This is a genomic window from Micropruina sp. (assembly GCF_047602385.1).
In the GTDB taxonomy this organism is placed as follows: domain Bacteria; phylum Actinomycetota; class Actinomycetes; order Propionibacteriales; family Propionibacteriaceae; genus Micropruina.
On the sequence record NZ_JASGHL010000005.1, the window covers coordinates 356,569 to 382,133 of the forward strand.

Here is a 25,565-nt window from a genome sequence, read left to right on the forward strand (position 1 = left end):
CAGACTACTGGGAGCTTCCGGAATCGGCGTCGAACGGCTCCACCCGGTCGACAGCGCCATCGCCGTCCAGCAGGGTGACCGCGTCCGGGCTGCCCTGCCGGCCCGCGCCGATCACCGCGCCCACGTCGGCGATCACGTTTTCCAGCACCGCACCGCGCAGTACCCGGACGCCGTCCAGCAGCACGCTGTTGCGAACCGTCGCGCCCTGCTCGATCAGCACGTTCGGTCCGAGCACGCTGTGCCGGACGTCGCCGTGCACCCGGGCACCCGCCGACACCATCGACTCGGCGATCGAAGCGGTTCCCCAGATCCGGGCCGGCGGCAGCTGGGGTTGCGCGGTCAGAATCGGCCAGTCCGGGGCATCCAGCACCGCGCCGGTGCCGTCCAGCAGTTCCATGTGGGCGCCCCAGTATGAGCGCAGCGTGCCCAGGTCCTTCCAGTAGCCGGGCAGCCGGTGGGAGGCCACCCGGTGGTGCTCGACGAACCACGGCACCAGGTCGTGACCGTAGTCCTGCAGCCGTCCGTTGCGCTGATGCAGTTCGTCCAGCGCCTCCAGCAGCAGCGCGGTGTCGAACAGGAAGATCTCGGCGGCGACCAGCCTGCCTTCGGCCCGCTCGGGTTTGTAGTCGAAGCCGCACACGAGACCGTCGGCGTCCGCTTGGACGACGCCGAACCGCGAGGGATCCTCGGACACCTCGGTGGTCACCATGGTCAGCGCCGCCCGCCGCTCGAGGTGGGTGTCGACCACGTCCAGGAAGTTCAGCGTGTAGAGATGGTCGGCGCTCAGCACCAGCACCAGATCGGGAGCGAAGTCGGCGATCAGGTCCTTTTGTCGCCGCAACGCGTCGGTATTGCCCTCGGCGAAGCCTTCGCCCTCGTCGCCCTGGTAGGGCGGCAGCACCAGCAGCCCGCCGTGCGACCGGTCCAGGTCCCAGGGCCGGCCGCCGGCCAGGTGGGCATTGATCCCGTGCGGCAGGTACTGCTGAAGCACCCAGACATTGTCGAGATGCGAGTGCATCAGGTTGGACAGCGAGATGTCGATCAACCGGTAGGTGCCGGCGACCGGCAGGGCTGGTTTGGCCCGGTTCTCGGTCAAAGCACCCAGCCGCGAGCCCTTCCCACCGGCCAGCACGACGGCGAGGATCCTCGGAATGCGCATCGGTGGGTCCTCTCGGTGGGTGTGCCATCATGACAGGATCGGACGCCGCCGCGGGGGTCTCTGCCGAGCCGTCCCGGGTGCTGATCGGGACCGGCGAAGGTTCGCCTCGCACTTCCACGCGGCTAGCGAGGAAAGGACGCCTCGTGTCATCGCAGTTCAGCGCAGCCGGGAGAGCGCCGGCACTTCTCGATCCATCCGGCCCGCGGCCGCCCCAGACCGATGGCGCCACCCGGTGGCGGAGGCAATCCTCCGGGAACCTCCGATGACGGCCCGAGGTCGCCGGATCCGTCCGGCCGACGTGGTCGACGTCTTCGTCTATGTCGTGGTCCTGAACCTGGCCGCCGAGTACCTGCCGATGGTGATCACCGAGACCTTCACGGTGTCGCTGCTCACCGCCTTGCTGCTGAAGTGCGTGCTCGAGGCCGTGGTCCGGGTGAAGAACCGGCCAAGCGCCGGTTCAAAGCGGCACGGACGCCGCTCGCCAAGACCGGAGCCGGACTCCTGCTGTGGGCGGTGCTGGTCGGCAGCAAATTCGTCGTCCTGGAACTCGTGGCGCTGTTCTTCGCCGACCGGGTCAGCCTGGGCGGCTTCTTCTCAGTGACCGGACTGATCGTGGTGCTGTTGCTCGCCCGGCTGGGCGTTCGCCGACTGCTCGCCGTGGACGCCGCAGCGGCCGACTGATCGGCAGCCGGTCAGCCGATCACATCGGTGTCGGCATCGGGGACGCCGTCGCGGTTCATGTCCGCTTCCCGAGCCCGGCGGGCGTCCCAGCGCAGACCGAAGGCGCCGAGCCCGCCGGCCAGCAGCGACGCGGCCAGCACCCCGGCCTTCGCGGCGCCACGATGCGGGTCGTCGGCGAAGGACAACTCGGCGATCAGCAGCGACACGGTGAAACCGATGCCGGTGAGCAGGCCCACCGGAAGCAGGTCACGCAGGCCGATCGCGTCCGGAAGCCGCAGCGGGGTGAACCGGGTGACCAGCGCGGTAGTGCCGAGCACCCCGATCAGCTTGCCGGCCAGCAGGCCGAGCAGCACGGCGTACAGCACCGGCTGGGCGCCCACCGCCGCGCCGCTGCCGACCAGGGTCACGCCGGCGGCGAAGAAGGCGAACACCGGCAACGCCACCCCGGCCGACCAGGGCCGGAGCAGGTCGTCGTAGCGGTGGGTCCGCGGTCCGGGCTCACCATGGACGGCGACCGCCGGCACGCAGAAGCCGAGCATGACGCCGGCGATGGTGGCGTGCACCCCGGAGGCATGCATGAAGGCCCAGGCGACCGCGGCCACCGGCAGCAACAGCCACCATGCCGTCCGGCGCAACCGGACCAGGGCGCCGAACGCGCCGACCGCGGCCAGGGCGCCGGCCAGCATCGGGCCGGAGATGTGCTCGGTGTAGGCGATCGCGATCACCACGATGGCCAGCAGGTCGTCGACCACCGCCAGGGTCAGCAGGAACACCCGCAGGGCGCGGGGCAGGCCGCGTCCGAACACGGCCAGCACCGCCAGCGCGAACGCGATGTCGGTGGCGGTGGGGATCGCCCAGCCGCTGAGCGCGGCAGGTTCCCCGGCGGCGAGCACCACCGCCGCGAAGATCGCCGCCGGCACGACCATGCCGCCCACCGCGGCCAGCACCGGCACGGCCGCCTCCCGCGGCCGGCGCAGGCTGCCGGCCACCAGTTCGTGCTTGAGTTCGACGCCGACCACGAAGAAGAAGATCGCCAGCAGCCCGTCCGACGCCCACCTGGCGAGGCTCAGGTCGAGGTGCAGCGCGGCCGGACCGATCACGGTGCCGGCCAGGGCGTGATAGGCGTCCGACCAGGGCGAATTCGCCCAGACCAGGGCGGCGACGGCGGCAACCAGCAACAGCACGCCGCCGGTCACCTCATCGGTCAGCCGGACCGCCAGGCGCCGCGTCGGGTGGTTGGGGGGTGTGGTCACAGGATCTCCAAGCTCTCGAGTCCGTCCCCCATCGGGGACGCCGCCGACCAGACTTCCCGGCACACCGCGGTCAGGATATCGGAGGCTGCCGGTCGAGCCTGCCGCGACCGCCGCCGGAGCATTGACCACGGCTCACCAATCCTCGCACCTGAAATCGTGAGACTATATTTACGAAAAACCGCGGTTGTCTTTATGACGTCGACTTACGAATCGCCATCCGGCATCGCTCCAGCGCCCATCACACCTAGTCGTAGCCATATGGACACGTCCGGAGAGATATTTTAGAAACAAGCAGCTGACTAAATACCGGTAGAGTTAGGTAAGGCTAAGAATGCTTGTCGAGGCACATTCATCGGACTACCGTGAAGTCAACACAGAGTCCACGCCAACACCCAGGGAGGCTCCGATCATGAGCACCATCTCACTCTCGCTCGTCACGTCCTGCGCCACCAGCGCCTGCGCGTTCAACCACGGCGGCTGCACCGCCGGCGCGATCAACGTCGGCGGCTCCGGTGCCGCCACCTGCACCACCTTCATCGAGCTGGACGCCCGCGCCGGCCTCGGCTCGGCCAACGGCCAGGTGGGCGCCTGCAAGCGCCTCGAATGCGTGCACAACTCCGATCTGCTGTGCACCGCCGGCGAGATCGCCGTGGGCGACGCCGCCGACTGCCTCAGCTACTCGGCGCGCTGAAGAAGCAGCCGACTCACACCGCTGCAACGAGCTGGCCGAGCCGATCGGCCAGCTCGTCGATGCCGTCCGCGGGCCGCTCGAACGGCACGAAGTGCACCTTCGCCCGGCCCAGTTCCACCGCCATCAAGGTCAGCCCGGTGCGGTCGATGTCGACACAGAAGATCTGACCCTCGGTATGCGAGCAAGTGACCTCTGCCCGGCTGGACAGGGTCACCCCGAGGCCGATAGCGAGCGCGGCCAGGTCCTCGACCGGAAGCTGTCCGACCAGGTCGCGGGCCGTCCATTCCTGCTCGGCGTCGGGGAAGCTTCGTCCGCCCCAGTACGCCCCTCCCGCGGGATGCTGACCGGCGACCTCGCCGAACATCAGCGGGAAGACGCCCGCACTGTCGTGCACCAGCACCCGGTCGGTGCGAACCACGCCCAGCCGTCCGCCCATCGTGGTAGCGATCTCGACCAGGCGTGGGTCGAGCCCGGCACCGTCGAGGTAGTCCGCGACGTACTCGGACGGGACCCACTCCAGTTCGCCGAGCAGGTGCACCGCGCAGGCGGTGATCCGAACGGCGGATTCGGGCGCTTCCTTCACGACGTCCAGCCGGACGCGGAGCGGTCCGTCGGTCCAGGTGCTGGCCGGCACCGCGTCGTCGGCGAGTCCGGCGACCACCAACTCTCCGGTGGCGGTGAGCCCGTGACACAGCGCACCGGCCTCGATCAGCGGGGCAAGATCGTAGGCGACCAGAGACGCGCGTCCCGACCCGGACAGCAGCCGCCGAGCCAGCGACAACGAGCGGGCTCGCATGGTGTCGGCACGCGCGTCTCGGACTGTCGTGTGGACGGGTTCCACGGGACCCCCTGGAGGTTGGGACCAACCGGACGGGCCGGTATTAGGTAAGGGCAGCCTAACCTTAATCGCCGACCTGTGTGCCAGATGTCCAGTTCTGCCCGGATCCCGTGCCACCGAAGGGGTACCGCGCTACCGAAGTGGTGCCGCGAAGAACTCCCGCTCGTGCTCGCAGGCAGCCCGGAAGGCCCGTGCCGCCGCCTGCCGGCTGCGCGCTCCCGCCCGTCCGGCCGCCGTCTCGGTGATCTCGATCGCCTGCCGGGTCACCGCCGCGAACGCCTCGTCGGAGTAGGTCGCCAACCAGTCGGCGTAGCGGTGGCCGGGGTGGTTGCGGGCCGCCAGGGCGTCGCCGACCTCGGCGTAGATCCAGAAGCAGGGCAACAGCGCGGCGACCAGAACGGCGTAGTCACCGTCGGTTTCGGCGGTCGCGAAGTGATCCAGATAGGCGGTCGTGACCGCGGACGGCGCGGTGCTTTCGATCACATCGGACGCCACCCACGACTCGTGCAGCTGCAGTTCGGTGGCGATCGCCGAGGTCGAGCAGGCGTGCCAGAAGTCCCGCTCCGCCTGGTTGGGTGCCAGCTGCGCCGCGACCGCCAGCGAGTCGGCGTAGCGGCGCAGGTACAGCGCGTCCTGCGCCAGGTACCAGGTGAAGGCCTCGCGCGTCAGGGAGCCGTCGCCGAGCGCGCGGACGAACGGCAGGGCGAAGATCTCCTCCCGGATCCCGGACGCCTGCTGCCACCACCACTGCGTGACCGGTCCCGGCGTCGGACCGCCGGCAGCCTCCCACAGCCCGCCGAGGTGATGCACCGGTCCGTTGCCCGCGCCGACGTCCAGGTCGTCGGCGCGGACCAGCGCCCCGGCCAGCCAGTCGGTCGACTCGGTGAGTGCGAGCGACCAGTCGCCGCTGATCGGGTACCGGGTGGCCAGCGCCGACGACAGCGAGCAGCCGGTGCCATGGGTGTTCCGGGTCGCGATCCGCGGGTGGTCGACCTGGGTGATGACGCCGTCCGGACCGACCAGCGCGTCGCTGACCGTCGCATCGTCGAGATGTCCGCCCTTGGCGACCACCAGCGCGCCGGTCGCGGCGGCAACCGCGCGGGCCTGTGCAAGGGTCTCCGGCCAGCTGGTGGCGGGTTCCGCTCCGGCCAGCACAGCGAGTTCGGGCACATTCGGGGTGAGCACGTCGGCGAGCATGGCGAGGTCCCGGACGGCGGCCCCGGCCGCGGCGTCCAGCAGCCGGTCGCCGCTGGTGGCCACCATCACCGGGTCGAGCACGACGGTGGCCGGCCGGACCTGCTCCAGCCACTGCCGGACGGTCTCGATCACCTCGACGGCGCCGAGCATGCCGAGCTTGACCGCGTCCAGTGCGACATCGTCAAAGACCGCGTCGAGCTGGGCACGCAGGAAGTCGACCCCCGGGTAGTGCACCGCGCGGACACCCTGGGTGTTCTGCGCGACCAGGGCGGTGACCACGGCCATGCCGTAGCCGCCGCAGGCCGCGATCGACTTCAGGTCGGCCTGGATGCCGGCGCCGCCGGTCGGGTCGGTGCCGGCGATCGACAGCACGTTCGGGATCGGCCTGGTCATGCCGCCACCTCCTGCTGCCAGCGGGCCAGGTAGTGCCTGGCGGCCTCGCCGGGATCGGCGGCGGCGCAGATGCCGGAGACCACCGCGGCACCGGCCAATCCGGCGGCCCGCAGGCCGGGCAGGTCGCCGGGGACGACGCCGCCGATGGTGACCGACGGCAGCCGGGTACCGGCGGCCAGTTCGGCGACCCGGGTGAGTCCGAGCGCCGGGTCGGCGTCCGGCTTCGTGGCGGTGTCGCGCAGCGGCCCGATGCCGAGATAGTCGGCGTACAGTTCGGCGGCGCGGATCTGGTCCGGGGTGGCGGCGCTGACCCCGATCAGCGCACCGGGCCACAGGATCGCCCGCACCACGGACGCCGGCAGGTCGCCCTGACCGACATGCACCCCCGCGATCCGGACGCCGAGCGCGTGCGCGGCCAGCGCCACGTCGACCCGGTCGTTGACGATCAACGCGCACTCCTCGGCCCCCGGCACCGACGCGATCGCCGCGGCGACCGCGGTCACGTCGTCGAGGAAGGTGGCTCCGGAGGCGTCCTTGGCCCGCACCTGCACCGATCGGACACCGCTGCGGACGGCGTCCGCCACCGTGTCGGCGACGCTGCGGCCGGCCGCCAGGCACTGCCCGGCGTCGGTGACCAGATAGACGCTCAGGATCAAGCTGTCGAAGCTCACCGGACCACCTCGAGCCGGGCCCGGTCTGCGAGCCGGTCCGGGGTCAGCGTGGCCACGGCGTCCAGCAGGGCGACCGCGAACGAGCCCGGCCCGGCGGCGCCGGACGCCGCATCCTCGGCCGCGACTCCGTAGGCGCAGCTGGCCGCGACCGCAGCCGTCAGCGGGTCGTCGGTCACCGCGGCGAAGGCGGCCATGACGGCGCCGAGGGCGCAGCCGGCGCCGGTCACCCGGGTGAGCAGCGAGTGACCGTTCGCCACCCGGACGACCGTGGCGCCGTCGGTGATCAGGTCCACCGGTCCCGAGACCGCGACGACAGCGCCCAGCCGTCCGGCCAGTTCGCCGGCCGCCCCGGACACCGCGTCCACGTCGATCGTGGCGTCCACCCCGCGGCCGGCCGTATCCGCCCCGGCGACCGCCGCGATCTCGGAAGCGTTGCCGCGGATCAGGGTGGGTCGCTGGCCGAGCAGTTCGGCGGCCAGCGGCGTCCGGACCGGCAGCGCACCGACCGCGACCGGGTCGAGCACCCACGGCGTCCCGGCGGAGTGGGCGGCGGCGGCCGCCTCACGCATCGCCTCGGGCTGCCGACCGCCGAGGGTGCCCAGGTTGATCAGCACCCCGGACGCCACCGGCGCGAACGCTCCCGCCTCGGCGGGAATGTCCACCATCGCGGGCGCCGCACCCAGGGCCAGCAGCATGTTGGCGGTGAATCCGCTCACCACATGGTTGGTCAGGCACTGCACCAGCGGTGCCTGGCGATGAACGGCGTCCAGCGCCGCCGCACAGGCGGCTGCGAGTGGCTCGGAGGTGGTCGACGGCAGCGTCATGACGAATCCCTTCGCTCGTGCTAACGAGAGCAGGTTCGGCGGGTGTGATCTCAGCCGGCTCGGTACCGGCACCCCGTGTCGCCGACCACACTAGCGGCAGCTGTAGGGCGCACGCTCACCCGGCTCCGACAGCAAAGAACACGAAATGTCTGCACTCGACGGAACCCGGCCGCCTCAGCACGCCGTGACGACCGCAACGAGTGCAGACATTTCGTGTTCTGCCTCCTCGGACCTTGACGTCCGGGCTCGGGCGCGGCGACAGTGACGAGATGTCGCCCGACCGACCGGAGTTGATGGCCGCATTGGCCGCGGCGCAACGCTGGCTGGACACGGTCGGGTCACGGCCCGTCCCGGCTGCCGAGGACATCGACGCCCTCACCGAGCGGTTCGCCGGGCCGCTGCCCGCGCACGGCCGGCGCGCCGACGAGGTGGTCCGAAAGCTCGCCTCCGCCGTCGAACCGGGCCTGCTGGCGATCGGCTCGCCGCGCTTCTTCGGCTGGGTGATGGGTGGCACGCTGCCGGCCGCACTGGCCGCCGACTGGCTGGTCAGCGCCTGGGACCAGAACGCCGGCATGCGCGACGCGACTCCCGGCGTGGTCGCGGCCGAGGACGCGGCGGCCCGCTGGATCCTGGAGGCGCTCGGCCTGCCGGCGACCGCCGCGGTCGGCTTCGTCACCGGTGCCACGATGGCGAACTTCACCGCCTTGGCGTCCGCCCGCGACGCCCTGCTGGCCGGAATCGGCTGGGACCAGGCCACGCTCGGCATGTCCGGTTCACCGCGGATCCGGGTGCTCGCCGGCGCCGAACGGCACAGCTCGGTCGACATGGCGCTGCGGTACCTGGGACTGGGCGCACCCGAACTGGTCGGCGTCGACGCCCAGGGCCGGATGGACGCCGCCGAGTTGCGACACACCCTGGACGCCGACCAGGCGCCGACCATCGTCTGCGTCCAGGCCGGCAACATCCATTCCGGGGCTTTCGACCCGTTCACCGAGATCGTGGACGCCGCCCACGAGGCCGGCGCCTGGGTGCATGTCGACGGCGCCTTCGGGCTCTGGGCCGGCGCGGCGGCCGCTCTGATCGGCCTGGTCGGCGGCATGGCCGGCGCTGATTCCTGGGCCACCGATGCCCACAAGACGCTCAACACCCCTTATGACAGCGGGATCGCGATCGTCGCCGATCCGGGAGCGTTGTCCCGCGCGTTCGGCCACTCCGCCGCCTACCTGCTGCACTCCGAGGTGCCCGACCCGCACGAGAAGGTGCCCGAGTTGTCGAGGCGGGCCCGCGGCGTCCCGGTCTGGGCGGCGCTGGCGGCACTGGGCCGGGACGGGCTGGCCGAACTCGTCCAGGGTCTGGTGGACGCCGCCCAGCTACTGGCTCGCGGGCTCGCCGGCCTCCCCGGCGTGGCGGTGCTCAACGAGGTCGTCTACACCCAGGTGGTGATCGCGCTCATCGACGACGCCATCACCGCCCGGGTGCTTGAGTTGCTGCTGGACGAGGGCCTGGTCCGGCCCAGCGGCAGCAGCTGGCAGGGCCGCTCGGTGATCCGGTTCTCGGTCAGCAACCACGGCACCGACGCCGAGGCGGTCGCCCAGACCGTCGGTGCGGTCGCCGAGGCATTGGATTCCGCCCGCCGCCACCTGGGCTGACACCGGGGTCAGGCGTCGCTGCCCCGCGGTATCCCGAGGCTGGCCAGCAGGTCCTCGTGGAACTGGATCCAGACCAGTTGGCACGAGTCCCGGTCAGGCGAATCCAGCCACTCGTGCCGTCCGTGCCGGACCCGGGCCAGCGCGTGATGATGCCGGTGCGCGTACCCGCCGAACCGGCGCAGCACCGCAGCCAGGGCGCCGTTGATGGCGGCGAGCTCGCGGTCGATCGACTCCAGCTCGACCAGCACCTTGGCGTCCCAGACCGGATCGTCGTGGTCGTTGGCGGCGTGCCGGTCCCAGCGGGTGGGCCGCAGTTGCCAGTTGGTGCAGGCCACCCCGTGCCGGCGGGTCAGCGGCCGGAACCGCTGATGCAGTTCGGCGACCGCCGTCCGGCCGCCGACGGCGTCCAGTTCGGCGGCCAGCTGACGCTCGTTCTCGAGCCGGCCGCGCTCGGTCAGCGACCAGGTCTCGCCGAAGAAGTCGTGCCGGCTCACCCAGCCGTACGCCTGGGCGTCCAGCAGATGCTCACCCACCTCGGCAGCGGGCAGCCGGAACCGGCGCGCGATCCGTTCGGTGGACGGCCCACCCAGCACCCGGACGCCGTGCAGGCTGAGCAGTGCCGGCTCGGAGCCCGGGCCCTCAGCGGTCACGCGAAGGTGGTGTACGAGAACGCCGCGCCGTTCCTGAGTTCGTCGAGCTCGACCAGGTCGGCGGCGGACGGCTCCCACTCGCCGGCGGCGACGTTGGCCGCAATCTGTTCCGGACGGGTGGCGCCGCTGATCACGCTGGACACCGCCGGCTGGGCGGCCAACCCGCCGATGGCGAGGGTCAGCAGCGGGATGTCCCGGGCGTCGGCGAACGCCTTGAGGGCCTCGATCCGGTCCCAGTCGGCACCGGCCAACCGGCCGGCCTGAGCGGCCAGCCGGGAACCCTCCGGCGCCGCCTCGCCACGCCGGTACTTGTCGGTCAGCAGGCCGTAGGCCAGCGGGAAGTAGGGGAACAGGCCGATCCCGTACCGCTCACAGGCCGGCACCAACTCGTCCTCGGCCAACCGGTTGTACAGCGAGTACTCGTTCTGCGCCGAGATGAACCGCTGGGTGCCGGACGTCCGCGCCGTCCACTCGGCGTCGGCCACCTGCCAGGCGGTCAGGTTCGACGATCCGAGGTAGCGGACTTTGCCCTCGGCGACCAGTTCGCTCATCGCGTCCAGCGTTTCTTCGATCGGCGTGATCGCGTCGGGGCGATGCAGCTGGTACAGGTCGATGTAGTCGGTGCCGAGCCGGCGCAGGCTGGCCTCGACGGCGCGACGCACGTAGCGGCGTCCGCCGTGGGCGCCGAAATGCTCCGCGTCGTGGTCGCCCATGCCGAATTTGGTGGCCACGATCACGTCCTCGCGGCGGCTGCCCAGCGCCCGGCCGAGGAACTCCTCGCTGGTGCCGTCGGCGTAGGAGTCGGCGGTGTCGAACAGTGTGATCCCGGCCTCCAGCGCGGCGTCCACAACGGATTTCGCTCGTTCGAAGTCGATCCGGGCACCGAAAGCGTTGCAGCCCACGCCCACCACCGACACCATCAGTCCACTGTCACCCACGGCTCGATAACGCATGCGGGCAACCTACCCAACCGCGCGAGCAGCATCCGGCGGTCCGCGATGCTGGACGCCCGTCGGCGCCCTTTCGGGTGACCTGACTGTGATTCGCCGGGGATAGCCTGGGGATTTCCCGGCCCAGGAGATCACCATGACCGCAGCCAGCTTCGTCGTCGTCGCCAACCGGCTACCGGTGGACGGCGACCCGGACGGCGGGTGGCGCCGCTCGCCGGGCGGTCTGGTCACCGCCCTCGAACCGGTGATGCATTCCACCGAGGGCGCGTGGGTCGGGTGGCCCGGCAAACCGGACATCGAGGTCGACCCGTTCGACTTCGAAGGCACCCGGCTGATCCCGGTCTCGCTCAGCGCCGAGGACATCGAGCTCTACTACGAGGGCTTCTCCAACGACACCATCTGGCCGCTCTATCACGATGTGATCGCCGCCCCTCGCTACTCGCGCCCGTTGTGGGAAGCGTATGTGCGGGTGAACCGGCGGTTCGCCGAGGCGGCCGCAACGGCAGCCGACGAGGGCGGCACCGTGTGGGTGCAGGACTACCAGCTTCAACTCGTGCCGGCGATGCTCCGCGAGGCCCGACCCGATCTGACCATCGGCTACTTCCACCACATCCCGTTCCCCGCCTACGGCCTCTATTCGCAGTTGCCGTGGCGTCGGCAGGTGTTGGAAGGACTCCTCGGGGCCGACGTGATCGGCTTCCAGCGGGTGGCGGACGCCGGCAACTTCGCCCGCGCCGTCCGACGGCTCTTCCACTACGAGACCAAGGCGTCCGGGATCCGGGTGCCACAGCCGGACGGCTCGACCCGGCTCGCGCTGGCCAGGGCGTTCCCGATCTCGATCGATGCCGCCGCCTACATCGAGCTGGCCGGGCGCGACGACATCAAGGCCAGGGCCCGGGAGATCCGCGAGGGCCTCGGCAACCCGGCCCAGGTGCTGCTCGGCGTGGACCGCCTCGACTACACCAAGGGCATCGGCCACCGGCTGAAAGCTTTCGGGGAGCTTCTCGCCGAGGGCCGGCTCTCGGTCGAGGACGTCACCTTGGTACAGGTCGCCAGTCCGAGCCGGGAACGGGTCGAGACCTATGCGCACCTGCGGGACGAGATCGAACTGACCGTGGGCCGGACCAACGGCGACTTCGACACGGTCGGCCACACCGCCATTCGCTACCTGCATCAGGCGTTCCCCCGCGAAGAGATGGTGGCCCTCTTCCTGGCCGCCGATGTGATGCTGGTGACCGCGCTGCGGGACGGGATGAACCTGGTCGCCAAGGAGTACGTGGCCAGCCGCACCGACAATCAGGGCGTGCTGGTGCTGAGCGAGTTCGCCGGCGCCCACGACGAGTTGAGTCGCGCGCTGACCGTCAACCCCCATGACATCGAAGGCCTCAAAGACGCCATCGTGCGAGCGATCGAGATGCCGCCGGCCGAGCAGCGGCGGCGGATGCGCTCACTGCGCCGCCGGGTGCTCGATCACGATGTGAAGGACTGGTCACGCGACTTCCTGGACGCGCTGGCCGCGAGTCGCGGGGCGGCGTCGTGACCGGTCAGGTACGGCTCGACGACGAGCTGGAGCGACTCGCCCGGACCGAACGGCTGCTGGTCGCCCTGGACGTCGACGGCACCCTGGCACCGCTCGGCGACCGGCCGATGGAGGTCAGGATGCTGCCCGCGGCGCGGCAGGCGGTGACGGCGCTGGCCGCCCTGCCCGGCACCACCGTCGCCCTGGTCTCCGGGCGCACCCTGTCCCACCTGCGGGTGATCACCGAGCACACCGACGACTCCCCGCTGCTGCTGGCCGGCTCGCACGGCGCCGAGTACTGGGTGCCGGGTGAGGACGGACCGGCAGCCGGGCGGGACGATGACGACGCGGCCCGGCGCGACGTGCTGACCCAGCGGGCCGAGGCTCTCGTCGAGGACCTGGCCGGCGCCTGGATCGAGCCGAAGACGTTCGGTTTCGCCGTCCACACCAGGCTGGCCGGCGCCGAGGCGACCGGGGCGGCCCAGTCCGCGGTCGACGCGCTGGTCGCCGCCGAGGCGCCGGGCTGGCGGCGGCGGACCGGGCGCGATGTGATCGAGTACGCGTCCACCGACGAGGGCAAGGACACCGCGGTCGCCCGGCTGCGGCAACAGACCCGGGCCACCGCGGTGCTGTTCGCCGGCGACGACGTCACCGACGAGGACGCGCTGGGCAGCCTGCAGCCCGGCGACCTCGGCGTCCTGGTCGGCGACCGGCCCAGCCATGCCAGCGTCCGGGTGCCCGACATCCCGGCGTTCGCGGTCCTGCTGGCCCGGCTCGCCGACCTCCGCGCCGGCCGCCGCAACTGAGGCTGCACCGGGACCGCCGACGATGCCGATCCTTGCCGAACTCCGCGCCTTCCTGCGGGCCAGCCTGCTCGAACCCGCCGACGAGCCGGAGGCCACCACCCGCCGCCGCCGGATCGTCACCGCGATCACCCTGCTGGCCGGAGCGCTGACCCTGGGCTGGGCGCTGACCATCCGACCCGGGGATCCGCTGTTCTACCCGGCGACGCTGAGCATCGCGGCGATCTGGCTGGCCGGCGCCCTGGCGTCCGGACCACTGCGGCTGGGCCACGGCCGGACCCGTGGCGGGGGCACCAGCCGGGCCGTGCTGCAAGGGTTGATCCTGGGCGGTGCGCTGCTGGCCGTCTTCCTGGCCGGCGCCCTGCTGGTCGGCCGGATCGACTGGCTGCGCGGGCCGGTGGACGCCCTGCTCGCCCACGCCCGGTTCGGGTCGCTGCCGGTGGTCGCCGCGATCACCGCGCTGAACGGAGTGGCCGAGGAGGTGTTCTTCCGCGGCGCGGTCTTCGCGGCGCTGCCGCGACGATGGCGGCTGGCCGGCAGCACGACGGTCTACGCGCTGGCGACCGCGGCGTCCGGGGTGCCGCTGCTGGTGCTGGCCGCAGTCGCACTCGGCGCGCTCACCGGACTGCAGCGTCGCGCCACGGGGGGTGTATCGGGGCCGATCGTGACCCACCTAACGTGGTCACTGGGCATGCTGACGGCCCTGCCCTGGGCCCTGGACATCGGGAGTTGATGTGAAGATCCTGGTCACCGGCGCGAGCGGCTACATCGGCGCGCGGCTGGTCCCGCGGCTGCTGGCGGCCGGCCACGACGTCCGGGTGCTGTCCCGCGACCCGTCCCGGCTACCGCCGGAGTGGGCCGAGCGGGTCGAGGTCTGCCAGGGTGACGCCGATTCCGACGACGCGCTGGCCGCGGCGCTGGACGGCGTCGACGTGGCCTACTACCTGCTGCACTCGATGGACGGCCACGGCGATTTCGTATCCCGCGACCGGGAACTCGCGACCCGGTTCGCGGCCCGCGCCGAGGAGGCTCGGGTGGGCCGGATCGTCTATCTCTCCGGCCTGCACCCCGAGGGCGAGCTCTCCCAGCACCTGGCGTCCCGGGTCGAAGTGGGCGAGATCCTGCTGGGTGGTGCGGTTCCGGCGGCGGTGCTGCAGGCCGGCGTGGTGCTGGGCGCCGGCTCGGCGTCCTTCGACATGTTGCGGCACCTGACCGAGCGGCTGCCGGCGATGGTGGCGCCGAAGTGGCTGGAGAACCAGATCCAGCCGATCGCCGTGGACGACGTGCTGCACTATCTGCAGCGCGCCGCCGAACTGCCCGCGGACGTGAACCGGACCTTCGACCTGGGCGGCCCGGAGGTCTTCAGCTATCGCACCACCATGCAGCGCTACGCCGCGCTGGCCGGGCTGCGGCCGCGGCTGGTCGTCACCGTGCCGGTGCTGACCCCGGCGCTAGCCAGCCACTGGGTCGGGCTGGTCACCCCGGTCGCCTCGGGCATCGCCCGGCCGCTGGTCGGCTCGCTGCTGCACGACGCCGTCCGGCACGAGTTCGACGCCGAGCAGATCCTGGGTGAGCCCCCGGGCGGCCCAACCGGGTTCGACGAGGCGGTCCGGCGGGCGCTGGCCGACTACGATCCGCAGCTGTGGAGCCGCACCCTGGCCACCGTGGCAGCCGCGGTCGCCGCCACCGCGGTGACCGGCGGGCTGCTCACCGACCCCGGCAGCCGGTGGTACCGGCGGCTGCGCAAGCCGTCCTTCCAGCCGCCGGCCGCCGCCTTCGCACCGGTCTGGTCCACGCTGTACGCGCTGATCACCGTGGCTGCGACCGCCACCATCGCGGACGCCCGGGAGACCGGCCGGGACGAAGAGGCCGAGGAGTTCCAGCGCGCGCTGGCGGCGAATCTGGCGCTGAACGCGTCCTGGAGCGGAGTGTTCTTCCGCGGCCATGCCCCGGTCGCGGCGACCGCCGTGGCCGGGCTGCTGGCGCTGAGCAGTGCCGACCTGGCCCGGCGGGCCGCTCCGCACGGTCCGGGCAAGGCAGTGGCGCTGGGCGTCTACGCGGCCTGGTGCGGGTTCGCCACGGTGCTCAGTGCGGCTGTGGCGGCAAGGAATCGGCGCCACTGACCTGCAGGGCCCGGCGTTTCGTCGATCTCGGCCGAATTGCGCTTCTTGAGCGATTCTTGAGCCAAACTGCGACATATCTTGAGCGTGAGCCGTGGAAACCCCCGCCCGGGTCCACGAGGTTTGAGCTACGCTGCAAGCGGGAGAAGCAAGTTCGGGGGGACTGGCTCTGCGGCGGGGTTGCTGCGTTCGGGCCACTTTTCGGGGGGAATGACACAAATGGTTCGACGTCGCCTATGGCGGAAACAATCCAGGCTGCCCGTGGGACGGCGCGTCGCCGCGCTGCTGGCGTGCGCCCTGCTGCTGGTGACCGCTCCGGTCGCCCCGTCGGCCGAGGCCGCCGTGCCGTCCACTCGCGACCGGACGACCAAAATGGTGACCGCGGACGCGTTGCCGACCGTTCAGATCAATGGCGTGGTGTGGACGCAAGTGATGATCGGCAACGTGGTCTACGCCGGTGGAGAGTTCACGTCGGCACGTCCGGCAGGCGCTCCGGCCGGCACCGACGAGGTTCCGCGCCGCAATCTGCTTGCCTACGACATCACCACCGGCGAACTCGTCACCACCTTCGTGCCGGGGGCAATCAATGGTGCGGTGAAGGCCCTGGCGGTCAGCAGCAACAACAAGACGCTCTATGTCGGTGGCGACTTCACCATGGTGGGCGGCACGCCGCGCGGGCACTTCGCTGCCCTGGATCCCGCCACCGGCGCGTTGATGGCGCAGAATCCGTCATTCAACAATTCGGTCAAGGCATTCGCGGTGAACTCCAAGACGATCTATGCGGGCGGGACGTTCTCTGCCGTCAACGGGCAACAGCGCGGGCGGCTCGCCGCGATCAGTGCGAGTTCGGGCAAACTCACGAGCTGGAGGCCGAAGGCCAATTCCACCGTCAATGCGCTGGTCCTGACGTCGAAGAGCAAGCTCCTGGTCGTGGGCGGCGCGTTCACCAAGCTGAACTCCTCGACGGCGTCCGGCTCTGGCGCGCTCAGCCCGACGACCGGAAAGACCAAGACCTGGAAGGTCAACAAGGTCGTGAAGAACGGCGGAGTTGCCTCCGCCATCCTCAGCCTGGCCACCGACGGAAGCACCGTCTACGGCACCGGCTACACCTACGGGACGGGCAACTTCGAGGGCGTCTACGCCGCCTCCAGCAAGGACGGAACGCTGCGCTGGCTCCAGGACTGTCATGGCGATGTCTACGGCGTGGCGCCGATCGGCGACGTCATCTACAGCGTGGGGCACGCGCACTACTGCGCGAACATCGGCGGATTCCCCGACACCAAGCCGCGGACGGCCTGGTACCCCGCGATGGCGGTCACCAAGTCCGCCGCCGGTACGGTCGCCAAGAACGGTCAGACGTCGGTGAAGACCTACACCAACTTCCAGGGCAAGCCGGCCCCGGCGATCCTCAACTGGTTCCCGCGGATCGCCTCGGGCACCTACACCGGGATGAGCCAGGGCGCCTGGTCGGTGGTCGGCAACGGCACCTACCTCGCCCTGGGCGGCGAGTTCCCGCGGGTCAACGGCACCCCGCAGCAGGGCCTGGTGCGGATGGCGGTCGGCAGTGTGGCACCCAATAAGGTCGCGCCCGGCGAGGGCGAAACCCTTACCCTCTCCACCGCCGCCCGGTCCGATGGAGCCGTGGCGCTCAGCTGGAATCAACTCTGGGACCGCGACGACATGAGGCTCACCTACCGGCTCAGTCGCAACGGCGTGGTGATCGACACCCGGACCGTGTCGGTGCCGTTCTGGAAGCGCTCGTCGATGTCGTTCGTGGACGCCGGCGCCGCCGGCTGCGACCTGTCGAGCCTCGAGTACCAGGTCACGGTTTCCGACCCGGCCGGCAACACCGTCAGCTCGTCGGTCGTCGGTGTGACCTCGCCGAGCGTCTCCACCACTGAACGCCAGCGCACCGTCCAGACCGAGACAAGCTCGACCGCACAGGCCCGCTCGCCGCAGACCCCGGCAACGGCCGAGGCTCGTCCGCAGGCGACCTCGCCGGCCGGCAGCGCCGACCCGTCCCCCACTGCCGCGGCGACCTCGACGCCCACCACGAGCGCGACCTCGGTGCCGTCCGAGCAGTGAGTCCGCAGTTCAGCGACGACCGGCTGCGGCGGCGTCCGGACCGACCTGATTAGCGCGCTTCGGAATCGGGCTGGTGCACGCCGAAAACGTTGTTCGCCGGATCGTGGAAGTATCCCTGCCAGGCCATCCCGGGAAGGGCGTGCTTGGCCACGGCCAGGACTCCGCCGGACGCCTCGATCGAGGCGGCGGCGGCATCGAAGTCGGCGACTCCCACGGTGAGCACGGCGCCGGCGACCGGGCCCGCGGGGTCCGGATCGGGCCCGCGCCGCTGCATGATGGCGCCGTTGATGCCCGGCTCGGCGTCTCCGGTGGTCACGCCGAAGTAGGGCATACCCGCGTACTCGCTCCAGTCCTCGACCTGCCAGCCGAAGACAGCGGTGTAGAAGTCGATCGCACGCGGCACGTCGGCGGCGTGGATCTCGAAGTGGACGACTCGCGACATGGCACCAAGACTCGCACACGCAGCCATCGGAAGTGGAGCGGGATCTGCGGGGAAATCGCGAACTTGCGGAGATGAACAGAGGGCGGGCGCCCTAGCGCGCCCGCCCTCCGCTCCGCAGGGCACTGCGATGCGGAACGACCGGAACCGGTCGAAACCACGTGGTCCGATACCGCGGGTATCGGGGGGACTCCGCGGCGTCAGACTCGCTCGCTCACCGGATCGGGGGGGCCGATGAACTGCTTACTACTACTTCACCACGACCCTGGCCAGTCGTCAAGTTTTTCTCGGACAATTGTCCAGGTTTTCCTGCGCGCGTTCCTGAGTAGCGGTAAGATCCTGCCGCGAAAGGAGTTATGCCCGATGCCGACAGCCGCTGCACGTGCCGCTCGATCCCATGCCGACAAATTCGCCGCTCGCCGGGCGATGCTCGCGCGTTCTGCGCTGGCCACCCTCGCCGAGCACGGCTTCGCCAGTACCGGCATGCGCGAGATCGCGCACGACTCGACGCTCTCGCATGGCTCGCTGCACTACTACTTCCAGGACAAGGACGATCTGGTCGGCGAGGCGGTGTGGTACTTCAAGTCGGTCTGCGCGCGCCGCTACGACGACATCCTGGCCACCGCGACCGACGGCCCGGAACTGCTCGAGCGGGTGGCCAACACGATGGCGACGACGCTGCGTGACGAAGCCGGATCGCATCGGCTCTGGTACGACCTGCGCGTTCAGGCGCTGTTCGGGCGGGGCTTCGGCGACACCATCGTCCGGATCGACGACCTGTTGCAGACCATGGTGTGGTCGATTGTCCAGCGCTACGCGGAGTTGACCGGACGGCAGCCGCTGCTGGCTCCCGGCCTGGCCTATGCCATCGTCGACGGCCTGTTCGAGAACGAGCTGATCCGGTATCTGCGGGGTGACGCCGGGGCGCCGGACCGGCTCCGCCGCGATTGCCAGGCCCTGCTGGCGTCAGCGGTCTGACGCCGCGGTCGTCCGCCGCTCAGGCCAGGACGGGCTGGTCGCGCCGCTCGTGGTCGAGCAGCCAGCGCTTCCGCTCAAGACCTCCGGCATAGCCGGTCAGCGTCCCCGCTCCGCCGATCACCCGGTGGCAGGGCACGACGATGGCGATCGGGTTGCGGCCGTTGGCCAGGCCCACCGCCCGGGACGCCGTCGGCTGGCCGATCCGGGCCGCCAGCGCGCCATAGCTCTCGGTGCGGCCGAAGGGGATATCGACCAGCGCATCCCAGACCCGATGCTGGAACGGGGTGCCGGTCGAGGCGAGGGTCAGCTCGAACTCGGTCCGCTCGCCCGCGAAGTACTCGCGGAGCTGAGCCGCGGCCGCCTCGGACGCCGGCGAAGCCTCGGCGACGACCTCCGGGACGCCGAAATGGACGGCGGTGACCGCGCCCGCGGCGTCCACGGCGACCCAGATCGGGCCGACCGGGCTGTCCAGCGTTGAGATGTTCATGATGCCTCCGGCAGTCGGTTGATCGGATGGTCGAGGGTGGCCCACAGGTATTGGGTGGCGTAGCTGCGCCAGGGCCGCCAGCGCTCGGACGCCGTGCTCAGGTCCGCGATGCCGCGGGCCTGCGCCGCCCGGACGACGCCGAGATCGGCCGCCGGGAAGGCGTCCGGATCGCCCAGCGCCCGCATCGCCACCAGCTCGATCGTCCACGGCCCGATGCCGCGCAGCGAACCCAGCGCCCGGCGAGCCTCGGCCCGGTCGGCCCCGGAGCCGAGGTCGAGGCGTCCCTCGGCCAGTTCGGTCGCCAGCCCGATGAGCGTCTGGGCGCGGGAGCGCGGGCCGGGGATCTCGTCCGGCGCGAGGGCGGCGAAGGCGTCCGGCGGCGGGAAGAGGCGGGTCAGCCCGCCCTCGGGGTCGCTGATCGGCTGGCCGAGTCGCTGCACCAGGCGTCCGGTCTGGGTGCGCGCGGCCGCGGTCGAGACCTGCTGTCCGAGCACCACGCGCAGTGCAAGTTCGGCGCCGTCGACGCTGCGCGGCACCCGGCGTCCGGGAGCGGCCACCACCAGCGGGGCCAGGCCCGGGTCGGCGCCGAGGGCGTCGTCGACCGCGGCCGGGTCGGCGTCCAGGTCGAGCAGCCGGCGGCACCGGCCGATCGCCGGCGTCAGATCCCGCGGATCGGCCAGCCACAGCGTCGCAGCGATGTGATCCGGACGCGGTGCGAGGGCAACGATGCCAGGTCCGTGCGGCAACGCCAGGGTGCGCCGATAAGCGCCGTCACGCCACTCCTCCACGCCGGGGACGGCAGTCGCGATCAGGTGGCCGAACAGTCCGGAGGGTTCGAAGGGACGCCGGAACGGCAGCCGGATCTGGATCGCCCCCAGTCGCGGATCGGCCCGGGAGTCGCGCCGGGGCCGGGCCCGCAGTTCGCCCGGCGTGAGCCGGTAGGCGGCGCGGACGGCGTCGTTGAACGACCGCACCGATCCGAAGCCGGCCGCGAACGCCACCTCGCCGAGCCGCATCCCGGTGGTCTCCAGCAGCACCCGTGCGGTGTGCGCCCGCTGAGCCCTGGCCAGGGCCAGCGGCGAAGCCCCGAGTTCGGCCGCCACCGTGCGCTGCAGTTGCCGCACCGAGTAGCCGAGCCGGTCGGCCAGGCCGGTGACGCCCTCGCGGTCGACCAGGCCGTCGCCGATCAGCCGCATCGCCCGTCCCACCGTGTCGGCCCGGACGTCCCAGGCCGCCGAGCCGGGGACGGCGTCCGGACGGCAACGCCGGCAGGCCCGGAATCCGGCGTCCTGGGCGGCGGCCGCGCTCGGGTAGAAAGCGGTGTTCTCGGGACGCGGCGTGACCGCCGGGCAACTCGGCCGGCAGTAGATGCCGGTGCTGCGGACGGCGGTGAAGAACTCGCCGTCGAACCGGGCGTCGCGGCTGGCGACGGCCCGCAGGCATACCTCGCGACCGGGAATCATGGCTCCATCATGGTCGCCCTCAGCGACATCGCCTAGCAGGAATGCGACATCGCGCTCGGGGTATCTCTGGCCGCGCAAACCCCTCCCTAACTACCTGTGCCCTCCCGCATGTGGGAGGGCGCAGGTAGTTAGGGAGGGCCTTGGGGTGTCGTGCGTCACAGGCCGCGCAGCCGCAGGGTGATCCCGACCGTGCTGCCCAGCCCGACCTGCTCGGCCGCGCGCACCGCGTCCTTGACCGGAAGCAGGTAGCCGCCGTTGCGGGGGAAGAGCGAGGTGGTCCAGGTGGTGTCGCCGATGGTCGACTCGACCGGGATCACTCCCCAGCCGTAGCTGACCGCACGCGCCACGACGGCGATCTGCTCCGCCACCCAGTCCGGCAGGGCGACGAAGTGGTACGGCGCCGGGCCCCGCCACTCGATGATCACCCCGCTGAAATCGAACTCCGCCATCGGGGCAGTCTGCCACCGATCCGGACGCCGCCGAAGCTGTTCAGCCGGGGACGCGTCCGGCCGCCAGCACGCCGTCCACCACATCGCTCACCAGCTGCCGCGCGAGGACGTCCTGGATGTCTCGCGGGGTTCCCCGCAGCGGCCCGCGGATGGCCAGGGACGCGAAGCCGTGCACGCTCGACCAACATTGGATCGCCGCCGGCTCGACCCGCTCAGGCGGCAGTGCGCCGACCTCGGCGAGGCCGCGCAACGCATCGGTGAGCAGTTGGAACGGAGTGCGGCCACTGTCCCCGGCACCCTCCAGCAGCCCGGCGTGCTCCATCCCCACCAGCCCGTCCAGCCCGATCTGGAAAGCACGGGGGTGATCGAGCGCGAAGACCAGGTAGCCCGTCCCGACCGCCTCCAGCAGCGCCCGGGCGCGGGCCACACCGAGGGTCTCGCTGACCCGGGACTGGTCGGCCTCGATGCTGCAGGCGAGTTCCCGCAGCGCCCGGAGCCCCACCGCGAACCGCAGCTCTTCGATCCCCCGAAGATGTCGGTAGGCGGCGGTTGGGCTGACCCCGACCCGCCGGGTCACCGCTCGCAGGGTGACCGCCTCAGGTCCGTGCTCCAGCGCGAGCTGGTAGCCGGCGCTGACCAGCGCGGACCGTAGCTGGCCATGGTGATAGGGCCGACCGGGGGTTGTCTCTGACATCGCAGCGCCCTACCGTGTCCCAGGACAGATGTTCACGGCGTCAACATTAGGGGACCGGATGCGACCTGCGGCTCGGCCAGGCAAAGTGTCGGCGACGCCTGCCAGGCTGCACCCATGACCTTGGACGACGCCGAGCGTGACCTGCTGCTGAGTCGCCTGCGCGGCCAGCGACGCCACATCGTCGACCAGCTCGACGGCCTCGACGACGCCGCGCTGCGCCGGCCGGTGCTGCCCTCGGGGTGGAGCTGTCTCGGGCTGGTGCGTCACCTGACCCTGTCCGACGAGCGGTACTGGTTCGAGGTGGTGATGGCCGGCGGGCCGCTCGATTTCTGGCCCGAAGGCGACAACGCCGACTGGCGGGTCGGCGACGGCGAGTCCGCCGAGCAGGTGCTGGCCGACTACCGGGCCGCCGCGGCCTTCGCCGACACGCTGATCGAGACCACCCCGCTCGACGCTCCGCCGCACAGTCCCGAGGACTGGTGGCCGGCGGCGGGGCTGTCCTTCCCCGACCTGCGCAGCGTCGTCGTCCACGTCCTGGTCGAGACCGCCACTCACGCCGGCCAGCTCGACGCCGTCCGCGAACTGATCGACGGCCGGCAGTACATCGTCGTCTGACAACCCAACCAACCGATAAGGAGTGCACATCATGGCCATCTCACTGAGCCCGTACCTGAACTTCCCCGGCAACGGCCGCGAGGCGATGACCTACTACCAGGGCATCTTCGGTGGCGACCTGCAGCTGTGGGGATTCGCCGAGTTCGGCATGCCCGACATGCCGGCGGAGGGGCTTATGCACGGGCAGCTCGAGGTCAACAAGAGCCTCACCATCATGGCGTCGGACGCCTTCCCCGGCGCCGAGCAGAGTTGGGGCGGCACCCGTATCTACTGCTCGTTCTTCGGCGACGACCTGCCGACCATGCAGGGCTGGTTCGACGCGCTGGCCGCCGACGGCAGCGTGGGCCAGGCCCTGGAGAAGCAGGTCTGGGGCGATGTCTACGGCCTACTCAAGGACAAGTACGGCATCGAATGGATGTTCAACGTGTCCGTGCCCGAAGGCTGGTCGCAGCAGCAGGGCTGATCACCCGGTGTTGATCACCTGGGCGCCCTCGTCGGCGGCCGGCCAGTCGAAGCCGTCCACGTAGAGCCGTAACCGCGACTCGGTGAGCCGGACGGCGTTGGCGTGCTCCTCGTCGTTGCGTCGCTTCACCCGCTGCCAGAGAACCTCGAAGGGTGCGGTGAACACCAGCAGCTCAGCGCTCACGCCGGCGGCGCCGGCCAGCCGGCGCCACTCGTCGCGCACCGACCGGTCGGCCAACGACAGGTCCACCACCACGTCCGAGCCGTCGGCGAGCGCACGGTCGAAGGTCTGCCGAAGGCCGGCATAGAGCTCGTCGAGCCGTTCCTGGGGTGGTTCGTCCTGCCGCCAGCCGTCGTCCCATACCGCCTCGTCCATCGACAGCCGGACGGCGCCGCGCTGTTCGAGCTTGCGGGCATAGCTAGTCTTGCCCGCTCCGGCGGGTCCGCACAGCAAGGTGACCTTCGGCATGCGGCCAGCCTATGAGCGCCGGAGACGGTGCCGCACGCGGCGCACGCGGATGGACCACGCAGGCCACGGCAAGGACGGAGTTCCCGGCCGGGCTCGGTGTCGCTGCGACCGGCCTTTCCGACGCGCGAATCAGTGCGGGTTCGCTGGTTGAGCTTGCCGAACCCGTTGCGGAAGAGGCCTCGACAGGCTCGACCGACGATGAGCAGCACTTCGTTACCTGGTGATCCGCGGAGTACGGATCCGGCACGCGTTCGCGCCGCACCGCTCAGCCGGCGCCTCGACCGGACGGGGTGGCCGAGCCCACCTGCAGCGCGGCCAGCATCCTTTCCGCGGTGGCTGCGAACGCCGCCCGCACGGCGTCGTCGCCGATCACCGTGTACGGCAGGCCGAGGTCGGCCAGCCATCCAGGCACGTACTCGGCCCGGGCGGCTCCGGTCCGCAGCTCAGTGGTGTGCTCGTCGATCGGCGTCAGCCGGGAGCGGTAGGGGCCGAACAGCTCAGCCACCCGCTCGATCGGCGCCTGAATGTGCACGACCACCAGGTAGGGGTAGCCGCCGGTCGGCCGGTTCCTCAGCCGCTGCACCGGGTCGGGCGGGTCGGCACGCGGCCGGAAGCCCATGGTGGACGCGCTGACCACGCTCATCCGGTCGAGCCGGAACAGCCGCCAATCGTCCCGGTCGAGATCGAAGGCGGACAGGTACCAGCCACGCTCGGCGGCCACCAGCCGGTACGGCTCCACCCGGCGCTGCTCCAGCGCCGCGGCGGAGCGGCTCGGCGGGTAGTCGAACCGCAGCCTGGTCCGAGCGCGAATCGCGGCGGCAATCCGGGTCAGCACCTCAGGTGCTACCGGGGCCGCGCCGACCGGGCCGGTATGACTGACGGCGGTGCGCAGATCCCGCAGCCGGTCCCGCAGTGGCCCCGGCAGCGCGGCGTCCAGCTTGGTCAATGCTCCAACCGCCGCTTCAGCGTCCGTACCGTCGGCGAGCGCCGCGGTGCGCTGCAAGCCGATGCCGACGGCAACCGCCTCTTCTTCGGTGAACAGCAGCGGCGGCACCGCCCGGCCGCGGGCCAACCGATAGCCCCCTGCGCTGCCACGATCCGCCTCGACCGCATAGCCGAGTTGCCTGAGCCGGTCGATGTCGCGCCGCACGGTCCGGCTGGTGACGCCGAGGTCGGCAGCGAGCTCGATGGCCGTCCACCCGGGCCGGGCCTGGAGCCGTCCGAGTAACCGCAGGGCACGTTCGGTGGTATCGGTGGACACCTCCCCAGGATCCCACGCCCAACAGGACAGATACTGTCCTATTCAGCCGAAACACTAGGAATGTCAGCAACCCGCACACCTCACCAGGAGCACTCAGATGGCATTCCTCACTCCGAACGCACACGGCGAAGCCGGCGTGATCGGCAGCTTCGTCCGCAACCAGCTGGCGCAGGTCCGCAGCACCACTCACGGCCTGACCGACGACCAGTGGCACCAGCGTTCCACGGTCAGCGAGTTCACCCTGGCCACCCTGGTGGACCACGTCGGCCTGGTCGCCGAACAGTACGGAGTCGGCATCGAGGCCTCGGTGGGCGGGTCCGCCGACTATGCCCGGGGCATCACCCAAGGCGAGACTGAATCGGTCGAGACTCACTCCGGCGAACAGCTGCTCGCCGATTTCGATCGCCGGGCGGCCGGGTTCGGCGCTCTTCTCGACCGGATCAAAGCCGGCGAGATCCCGCTCGACGGGTTGGTCCCGGTGCCGCAGGCGCCGTGGTTCCCGGCGGATCTGACCCATTGGCAGGTGCGCTGGGTGCTGCTGCACATCGCGACCGAGACCGCCCGGCACGCCGGCCACGCCGACATCATCCGCGAGAGCATCGACGGCAAGGGCTCCTACGAGTTGAACGCGTTGGCCGATGGCCAGCCGTGGCCGGCCTGGGGCGATGGCGAGTGGACCGACAGCAAGTGGGCAGCCGCCGACCAGCAGTGAGACGCCACCGCCGGTCGTTCAGTCGACAACCGCCGGTGGCCACCGGCGTCCGG

At 71.1% G+C, this 25,565-nt stretch carries 27 protein-coding genes and 1 riboswitch; of the genes, 12 read left to right on the forward strand and 15 right to left on the reverse strand.

Annotated elements, in window-relative coordinates; genetic code table 11:
• Positions 1-4: 4 nt before the first annotated feature.
• Positions 5-1,159, reverse strand: coding sequence for a glucose-1-phosphate adenylyltransferase family protein (locus tag QM711_RS17180; RefSeq protein WP_415101561.1), 1,155 nt, complete (start codon positions 1,157-1,159; stop codon positions 5-7).
• 408 nt (positions 1,160-1,567) lie between these two features.
• Here QM711_RS17180 and QM711_RS17185 point away from each other — a divergent pair, with 408 nt between their 5' ends.
• On the forward strand, positions 1,568-1,840 hold the full coding sequence (locus QM711_RS17185) for a hypothetical protein (RefSeq protein ID WP_415101563.1): 273 nt from the start codon (positions 1,568-1,570) through the stop codon (positions 1,838-1,840).
• A gap of 11 nt (positions 1,841-1,851) precedes the next feature.
• On the opposite strand, the gene nhaA is transcribed toward QM711_RS17185, so the two are convergent.
• Positions 1,852-3,093, reverse strand: coding sequence for a Na+/H+ antiporter NhaA (nhaA, locus tag QM711_RS17190; RefSeq protein ID WP_415101565.1), 1,242 nt, complete (start codon positions 3,091-3,093; stop codon positions 1,852-1,854).
• A gap of 409 nt (positions 3,094-3,502) precedes the next feature.
• Between nhaA and QM711_RS17195 the strand changes: the two genes are divergently transcribed.
• Complete coding sequence (locus tag QM711_RS17195; protein ID WP_415101567.1) at positions 3,503-3,784, forward strand: DUF1540 domain-containing protein; 282 nt, start codon at positions 3,503-3,505, stop codon at positions 3,782-3,784.
• A 13-nt stretch (positions 3,785-3,797) separates the two neighbouring features.
• Here QM711_RS17195 and QM711_RS17200 read toward each other — a convergent pair whose 3' ends face one another.
• The 4 genes from QM711_RS17200 to thiM form a co-directional block, all read right to left on the reverse strand.
• Complete coding sequence (locus QM711_RS17200) at positions 3,798-4,580, reverse strand: hypothetical protein (protein ID WP_415101569.1); 783 nt, start codon at positions 4,578-4,580, stop codon at positions 3,798-3,800.
• A gap of 174 nt (positions 4,581-4,754) precedes the next feature.
• The gene (thiD, locus tag QM711_RS17205) at positions 4,755-6,212 is read right to left on the reverse strand and encodes a bifunctional hydroxymethylpyrimidine kinase/phosphomethylpyrimidine kinase (RefSeq protein ID WP_415101571.1); all 1,458 of its coding nucleotides are present in this window, start codon (positions 6,210-6,212) and stop codon (positions 4,755-4,757) included.
• Complete coding sequence (gene thiE, locus QM711_RS17210; RefSeq protein WP_415101573.1) at positions 6,209-6,883, reverse strand: thiamine phosphate synthase; 675 nt, start codon at positions 6,881-6,883, stop codon at positions 6,209-6,211. Before thiE ends, thiD begins: the two co-directional genes overlap by 4 nt.
• Positions 6,880-7,707, reverse strand: coding sequence for a hydroxyethylthiazole kinase (gene thiM / locus QM711_RS17215; RefSeq protein ID WP_415101575.1), 828 nt, complete (start codon positions 7,705-7,707; stop codon positions 6,880-6,882). The genes thiE and thiM overlap by 4 nt, the downstream gene beginning before the upstream one ends.
• Positions 7,695-7,793, reverse strand: a riboswitch (TPP riboswitch). (Overlaps the previous gene by 13 nt.)
• Before the next feature lie 183 nt (positions 7,794-7,976).
• Between thiM and QM711_RS17220 the strand changes: the two genes are divergently transcribed.
• Positions 7,977-9,356 carry a pyridoxal phosphate-dependent decarboxylase family protein gene (locus QM711_RS17220; RefSeq protein WP_415101577.1) on the forward strand — a complete coding sequence of 460 codons (1,380 nt, stop codon included), beginning with the start codon at positions 7,977-7,979 and terminating at the stop codon, positions 9,354-9,356.
• Between the two features lie 8 nt (positions 9,357-9,364).
• Here QM711_RS17220 and QM711_RS17225 read toward each other — a convergent pair whose 3' ends face one another.
• Positions 9,365-10,006 carry a transcriptional regulator gene (locus QM711_RS17225; protein ID WP_415101579.1) on the reverse strand — a complete coding sequence of 214 codons (642 nt, stop codon included), beginning with the start codon at positions 10,004-10,006 and terminating at the stop codon, positions 9,365-9,367.
• Entirely contained in the window at positions 10,003-10,959 is a 957-nt protein-coding gene (locus QM711_RS17230) for an aldo/keto reductase (RefSeq protein ID WP_415101581.1), read from the reverse strand. Before QM711_RS17230 ends, QM711_RS17225 begins: the two co-directional genes overlap by 4 nt.
• Before the next feature lie 133 nt (positions 10,960-11,092).
• Here QM711_RS17230 and QM711_RS17235 point away from each other — a divergent pair, with 133 nt between their 5' ends.
• The 5 genes from QM711_RS17235 to QM711_RS17255 all read left to right on the forward strand — a co-directional run bounded on the left by QM711_RS17235 (position 11,093) and on the right by QM711_RS17255 (position 17,483).
• Positions 11,093-12,496, forward strand: coding sequence for an alpha,alpha-trehalose-phosphate synthase (UDP-forming) (locus QM711_RS17235; RefSeq protein ID WP_415101583.1), 1,404 nt, complete (start codon positions 11,093-11,095; stop codon positions 12,494-12,496).
• Positions 12,493-13,281, forward strand: a complete 789-nt coding sequence (gene otsB / locus QM711_RS17240) for a trehalose-phosphatase (RefSeq protein WP_415101585.1) — start codon at positions 12,493-12,495, stop codon at positions 13,279-13,281. The genes QM711_RS17235 and otsB overlap by 4 nt, the downstream gene beginning before the upstream one ends.
• A gap of 22 nt (positions 13,282-13,303) precedes the next feature.
• Positions 13,304-14,011, forward strand: a complete 708-nt coding sequence (locus tag QM711_RS17245) for a CPBP family intramembrane glutamic endopeptidase (RefSeq protein ID WP_415101588.1) — start codon at positions 13,304-13,306, stop codon at positions 14,009-14,011.
• A gap of 1 nt (position 14,012) precedes the next feature.
• A complete protein-coding gene (locus QM711_RS17250) occupies positions 14,013-15,401 on the forward strand; it encodes a tryptophan-rich sensory protein (protein WP_415101590.1) in 1,389 nt (462 codons plus the stop codon).
• Positions 15,402-15,659: 258 nt separating this feature from the next.
• Positions 15,660-17,483 carry a hypothetical protein gene (locus tag QM711_RS17255; RefSeq protein ID WP_415101592.1) on the forward strand — a complete coding sequence of 608 codons (1,824 nt, stop codon included), beginning with the start codon at positions 15,660-15,662 and terminating at the stop codon, positions 17,481-17,483.
• Positions 17,484-17,532: 49 nt separating this feature from the next.
• Here the strand turns inward: QM711_RS17255 and QM711_RS17260 are convergent, their stop codons facing one another.
• Complete coding sequence (locus QM711_RS17260) at positions 17,533-17,925, reverse strand: VOC family protein (RefSeq protein WP_415101594.1); 393 nt, start codon at positions 17,923-17,925, stop codon at positions 17,533-17,535.
• A 360-nt stretch (positions 17,926-18,285) separates the two neighbouring features.
• On the opposite strand from QM711_RS17260, the gene QM711_RS17265 reads away from it, so the two are divergent.
• On the forward strand, positions 18,286-18,900 hold the full coding sequence (locus QM711_RS17265; RefSeq protein ID WP_415101596.1) for a TetR/AcrR family transcriptional regulator: 615 nt from the start codon (positions 18,286-18,288) through the stop codon (positions 18,898-18,900).
• A 19-nt stretch (positions 18,901-18,919) separates the two neighbouring features.
• On the opposite strand, the gene QM711_RS17270 is transcribed toward QM711_RS17265, so the two are convergent.
• The 4 genes from QM711_RS17270 to QM711_RS17285 form a co-directional block, all read right to left on the reverse strand.
• The gene (locus QM711_RS17270) at positions 18,920-19,387 is read right to left on the reverse strand and encodes a methylated-DNA--[protein]-cysteine S-methyltransferase (RefSeq protein ID WP_415101598.1); all 468 of its coding nucleotides are present in this window, start codon (positions 19,385-19,387) and stop codon (positions 18,920-18,922) included.
• On the reverse strand, positions 19,384-20,850 hold the full coding sequence (locus QM711_RS17275) for an AlkA N-terminal domain-containing protein (protein WP_415101600.1): 1,467 nt from the start codon (positions 20,848-20,850) through the stop codon (positions 19,384-19,386). The genes QM711_RS17270 and QM711_RS17275 overlap by 4 nt, the downstream gene beginning before the upstream one ends.
• A 155-nt stretch (positions 20,851-21,005) precedes the next feature.
• The gene (locus QM711_RS17280; protein WP_415101602.1) at positions 21,006-21,299 is read right to left on the reverse strand and encodes a DUF1905 domain-containing protein; all 294 of its coding nucleotides are present in this window, start codon (positions 21,297-21,299) and stop codon (positions 21,006-21,008) included.
• Positions 21,300-21,339: 40 nt separating this feature from the next.
• A complete protein-coding gene (locus tag QM711_RS17285; protein WP_415101604.1) occupies positions 21,340-21,993 on the reverse strand; it encodes a TetR/AcrR family transcriptional regulator in 654 nt (217 codons plus the stop codon).
• 114 nt (positions 21,994-22,107) lie between these two features.
• Here QM711_RS17285 and QM711_RS17290 point away from each other — a divergent pair, with 114 nt between their 5' ends.
• Both QM711_RS17290 and QM711_RS17295 read left to right on the forward strand, forming a co-directional pair.
• Positions 22,108-22,608 (forward strand): DinB family protein, encoded by a 501-nt coding sequence (locus tag QM711_RS17290; RefSeq protein ID WP_415101606.1) that lies wholly within the window; start codon positions 22,108-22,110, stop codon positions 22,606-22,608.
• Between the two features lie 31 nt (positions 22,609-22,639).
• Entirely contained in the window at positions 22,640-23,071 is a 432-nt protein-coding gene (locus QM711_RS17295; protein ID WP_415101608.1) for a VOC family protein, read from the forward strand.
• On the opposite strand, the gene QM711_RS17300 is transcribed toward QM711_RS17295, so the two are convergent.
• The gene (locus QM711_RS17300) at positions 23,072-23,539 is read right to left on the reverse strand and encodes an AAA family ATPase (RefSeq protein WP_415101610.1); all 468 of its coding nucleotides are present in this window, start codon (positions 23,537-23,539) and stop codon (positions 23,072-23,074) included. It lies immediately after the preceding gene.
• Positions 23,540-23,804: 265 nt separating this feature from the next.
• On the reverse strand, positions 23,805-24,800 hold the full coding sequence (locus tag QM711_RS17305; protein WP_415101612.1) for a helix-turn-helix transcriptional regulator: 996 nt from the start codon (positions 24,798-24,800) through the stop codon (positions 23,805-23,807).
• A 97-nt stretch (positions 24,801-24,897) separates the two neighbouring features.
• Between QM711_RS17305 and QM711_RS17310 the strand changes: the two genes are divergently transcribed.
• Entirely contained in the window at positions 24,898-25,512 is a 615-nt protein-coding gene (locus QM711_RS17310; RefSeq protein ID WP_415101614.1) for a DUF664 domain-containing protein, read from the forward strand.
• Positions 25,513-25,565: the final 53 nt, after the last annotated feature.

Excerpts from the sequence above, each read along its gene's own strand:
- QM711_RS17310 (WP_415101614.1), top strand. The coding sequence starts at position 24,898 with ATGGCATTCCTCACTCCGAACGCACACGGCGAAGCCGGCGTGATCGGC.
- QM711_RS17235 (WP_415101583.1), top strand. The coding sequence starts at position 11,093 with ATGACCGCAGCCAGCTTCGTCGTCGTCGCCAACCGGCTACCGGTGGAC.
- thiM (WP_415101575.1), bottom strand. The coding sequence starts at position 7,707 with ATGACGCTGCCGTCGACCACCTCCGAGCCACTCGCAGCCGCCTGTGCG.
- QM711_RS17300 (WP_415101610.1), bottom strand. The coding sequence starts at position 23,539 with ATGCCGAAGGTCACCTTGCTGTGCGGACCCGCCGGAGCGGGCAAGACT.
- QM711_RS17275 (WP_415101600.1), bottom strand. The coding sequence starts at position 20,850 with ATGATTCCCGGTCGCGAGGTATGCCTGCGGGCCGTCGCCAGCCGCGAC.
- QM711_RS17270 (WP_415101598.1), bottom strand. The coding sequence starts at position 19,387 with ATGAACATCTCAACGCTGGACAGCCCGGTCGGCCCGATCTGGGTCGCC.
- QM711_RS17285 (WP_415101604.1), bottom strand. The coding sequence starts at position 21,993 with ATGTCAGAGACAACCCCCGGTCGGCCCTATCACCATGGCCAGCTACGG.
- QM711_RS17200 (WP_415101569.1), bottom strand. The coding sequence starts at position 4,580 with ATGCGAGCCCGCTCGTTGTCGCTGGCTCGGCGGCTGCTGTCCGGGTCG.
- QM711_RS17295 (WP_415101608.1), top strand. The coding sequence starts at position 22,640 with ATGGCCATCTCACTGAGCCCGTACCTGAACTTCCCCGGCAACGGCCGC.
- QM711_RS17280 (WP_415101602.1), bottom strand. The coding sequence starts at position 21,299 with ATGGCGGAGTTCGATTTCAGCGGGGTGATCATCGAGTGGCGGGGCCCG.
- QM711_RS17230 (WP_415101581.1), bottom strand. The coding sequence starts at position 10,959 with ATGCGTTATCGAGCCGTGGGTGACAGTGGACTGATGGTGTCGGTGGTG.
- QM711_RS17195 (WP_415101567.1), top strand. The coding sequence starts at position 3,503 with ATGAGCACCATCTCACTCTCGCTCGTCACGTCCTGCGCCACCAGCGCC.
- QM711_RS17245 (WP_415101588.1), top strand. The coding sequence starts at position 13,304 with ATGCCGATCCTTGCCGAACTCCGCGCCTTCCTGCGGGCCAGCCTGCTC.
- thiD (WP_415101571.1), bottom strand. The coding sequence starts at position 6,212 with ATGACCAGGCCGATCCCGAACGTGCTGTCGATCGCCGGCACCGACCCG.
- QM711_RS17180 (WP_415101561.1), bottom strand. The coding sequence starts at position 1,159 with ATGCGCATTCCGAGGATCCTCGCCGTCGTGCTGGCCGGTGGGAAGGGC.
- QM711_RS17220 (WP_415101577.1), top strand. The coding sequence starts at position 7,977 with ATGTCGCCCGACCGACCGGAGTTGATGGCCGCATTGGCCGCGGCGCAA.
- QM711_RS17260 (WP_415101594.1), bottom strand. The coding sequence starts at position 17,925 with ATGTCGCGAGTCGTCCACTTCGAGATCCACGCCGCCGACGTGCCGCGT.
- QM711_RS17265 (WP_415101596.1), top strand. The coding sequence starts at position 18,286 with ATGCCGACAGCCGCTGCACGTGCCGCTCGATCCCATGCCGACAAATTC.
- QM711_RS17290 (WP_415101606.1), top strand. The coding sequence starts at position 22,108 with ATGACCTTGGACGACGCCGAGCGTGACCTGCTGCTGAGTCGCCTGCGC.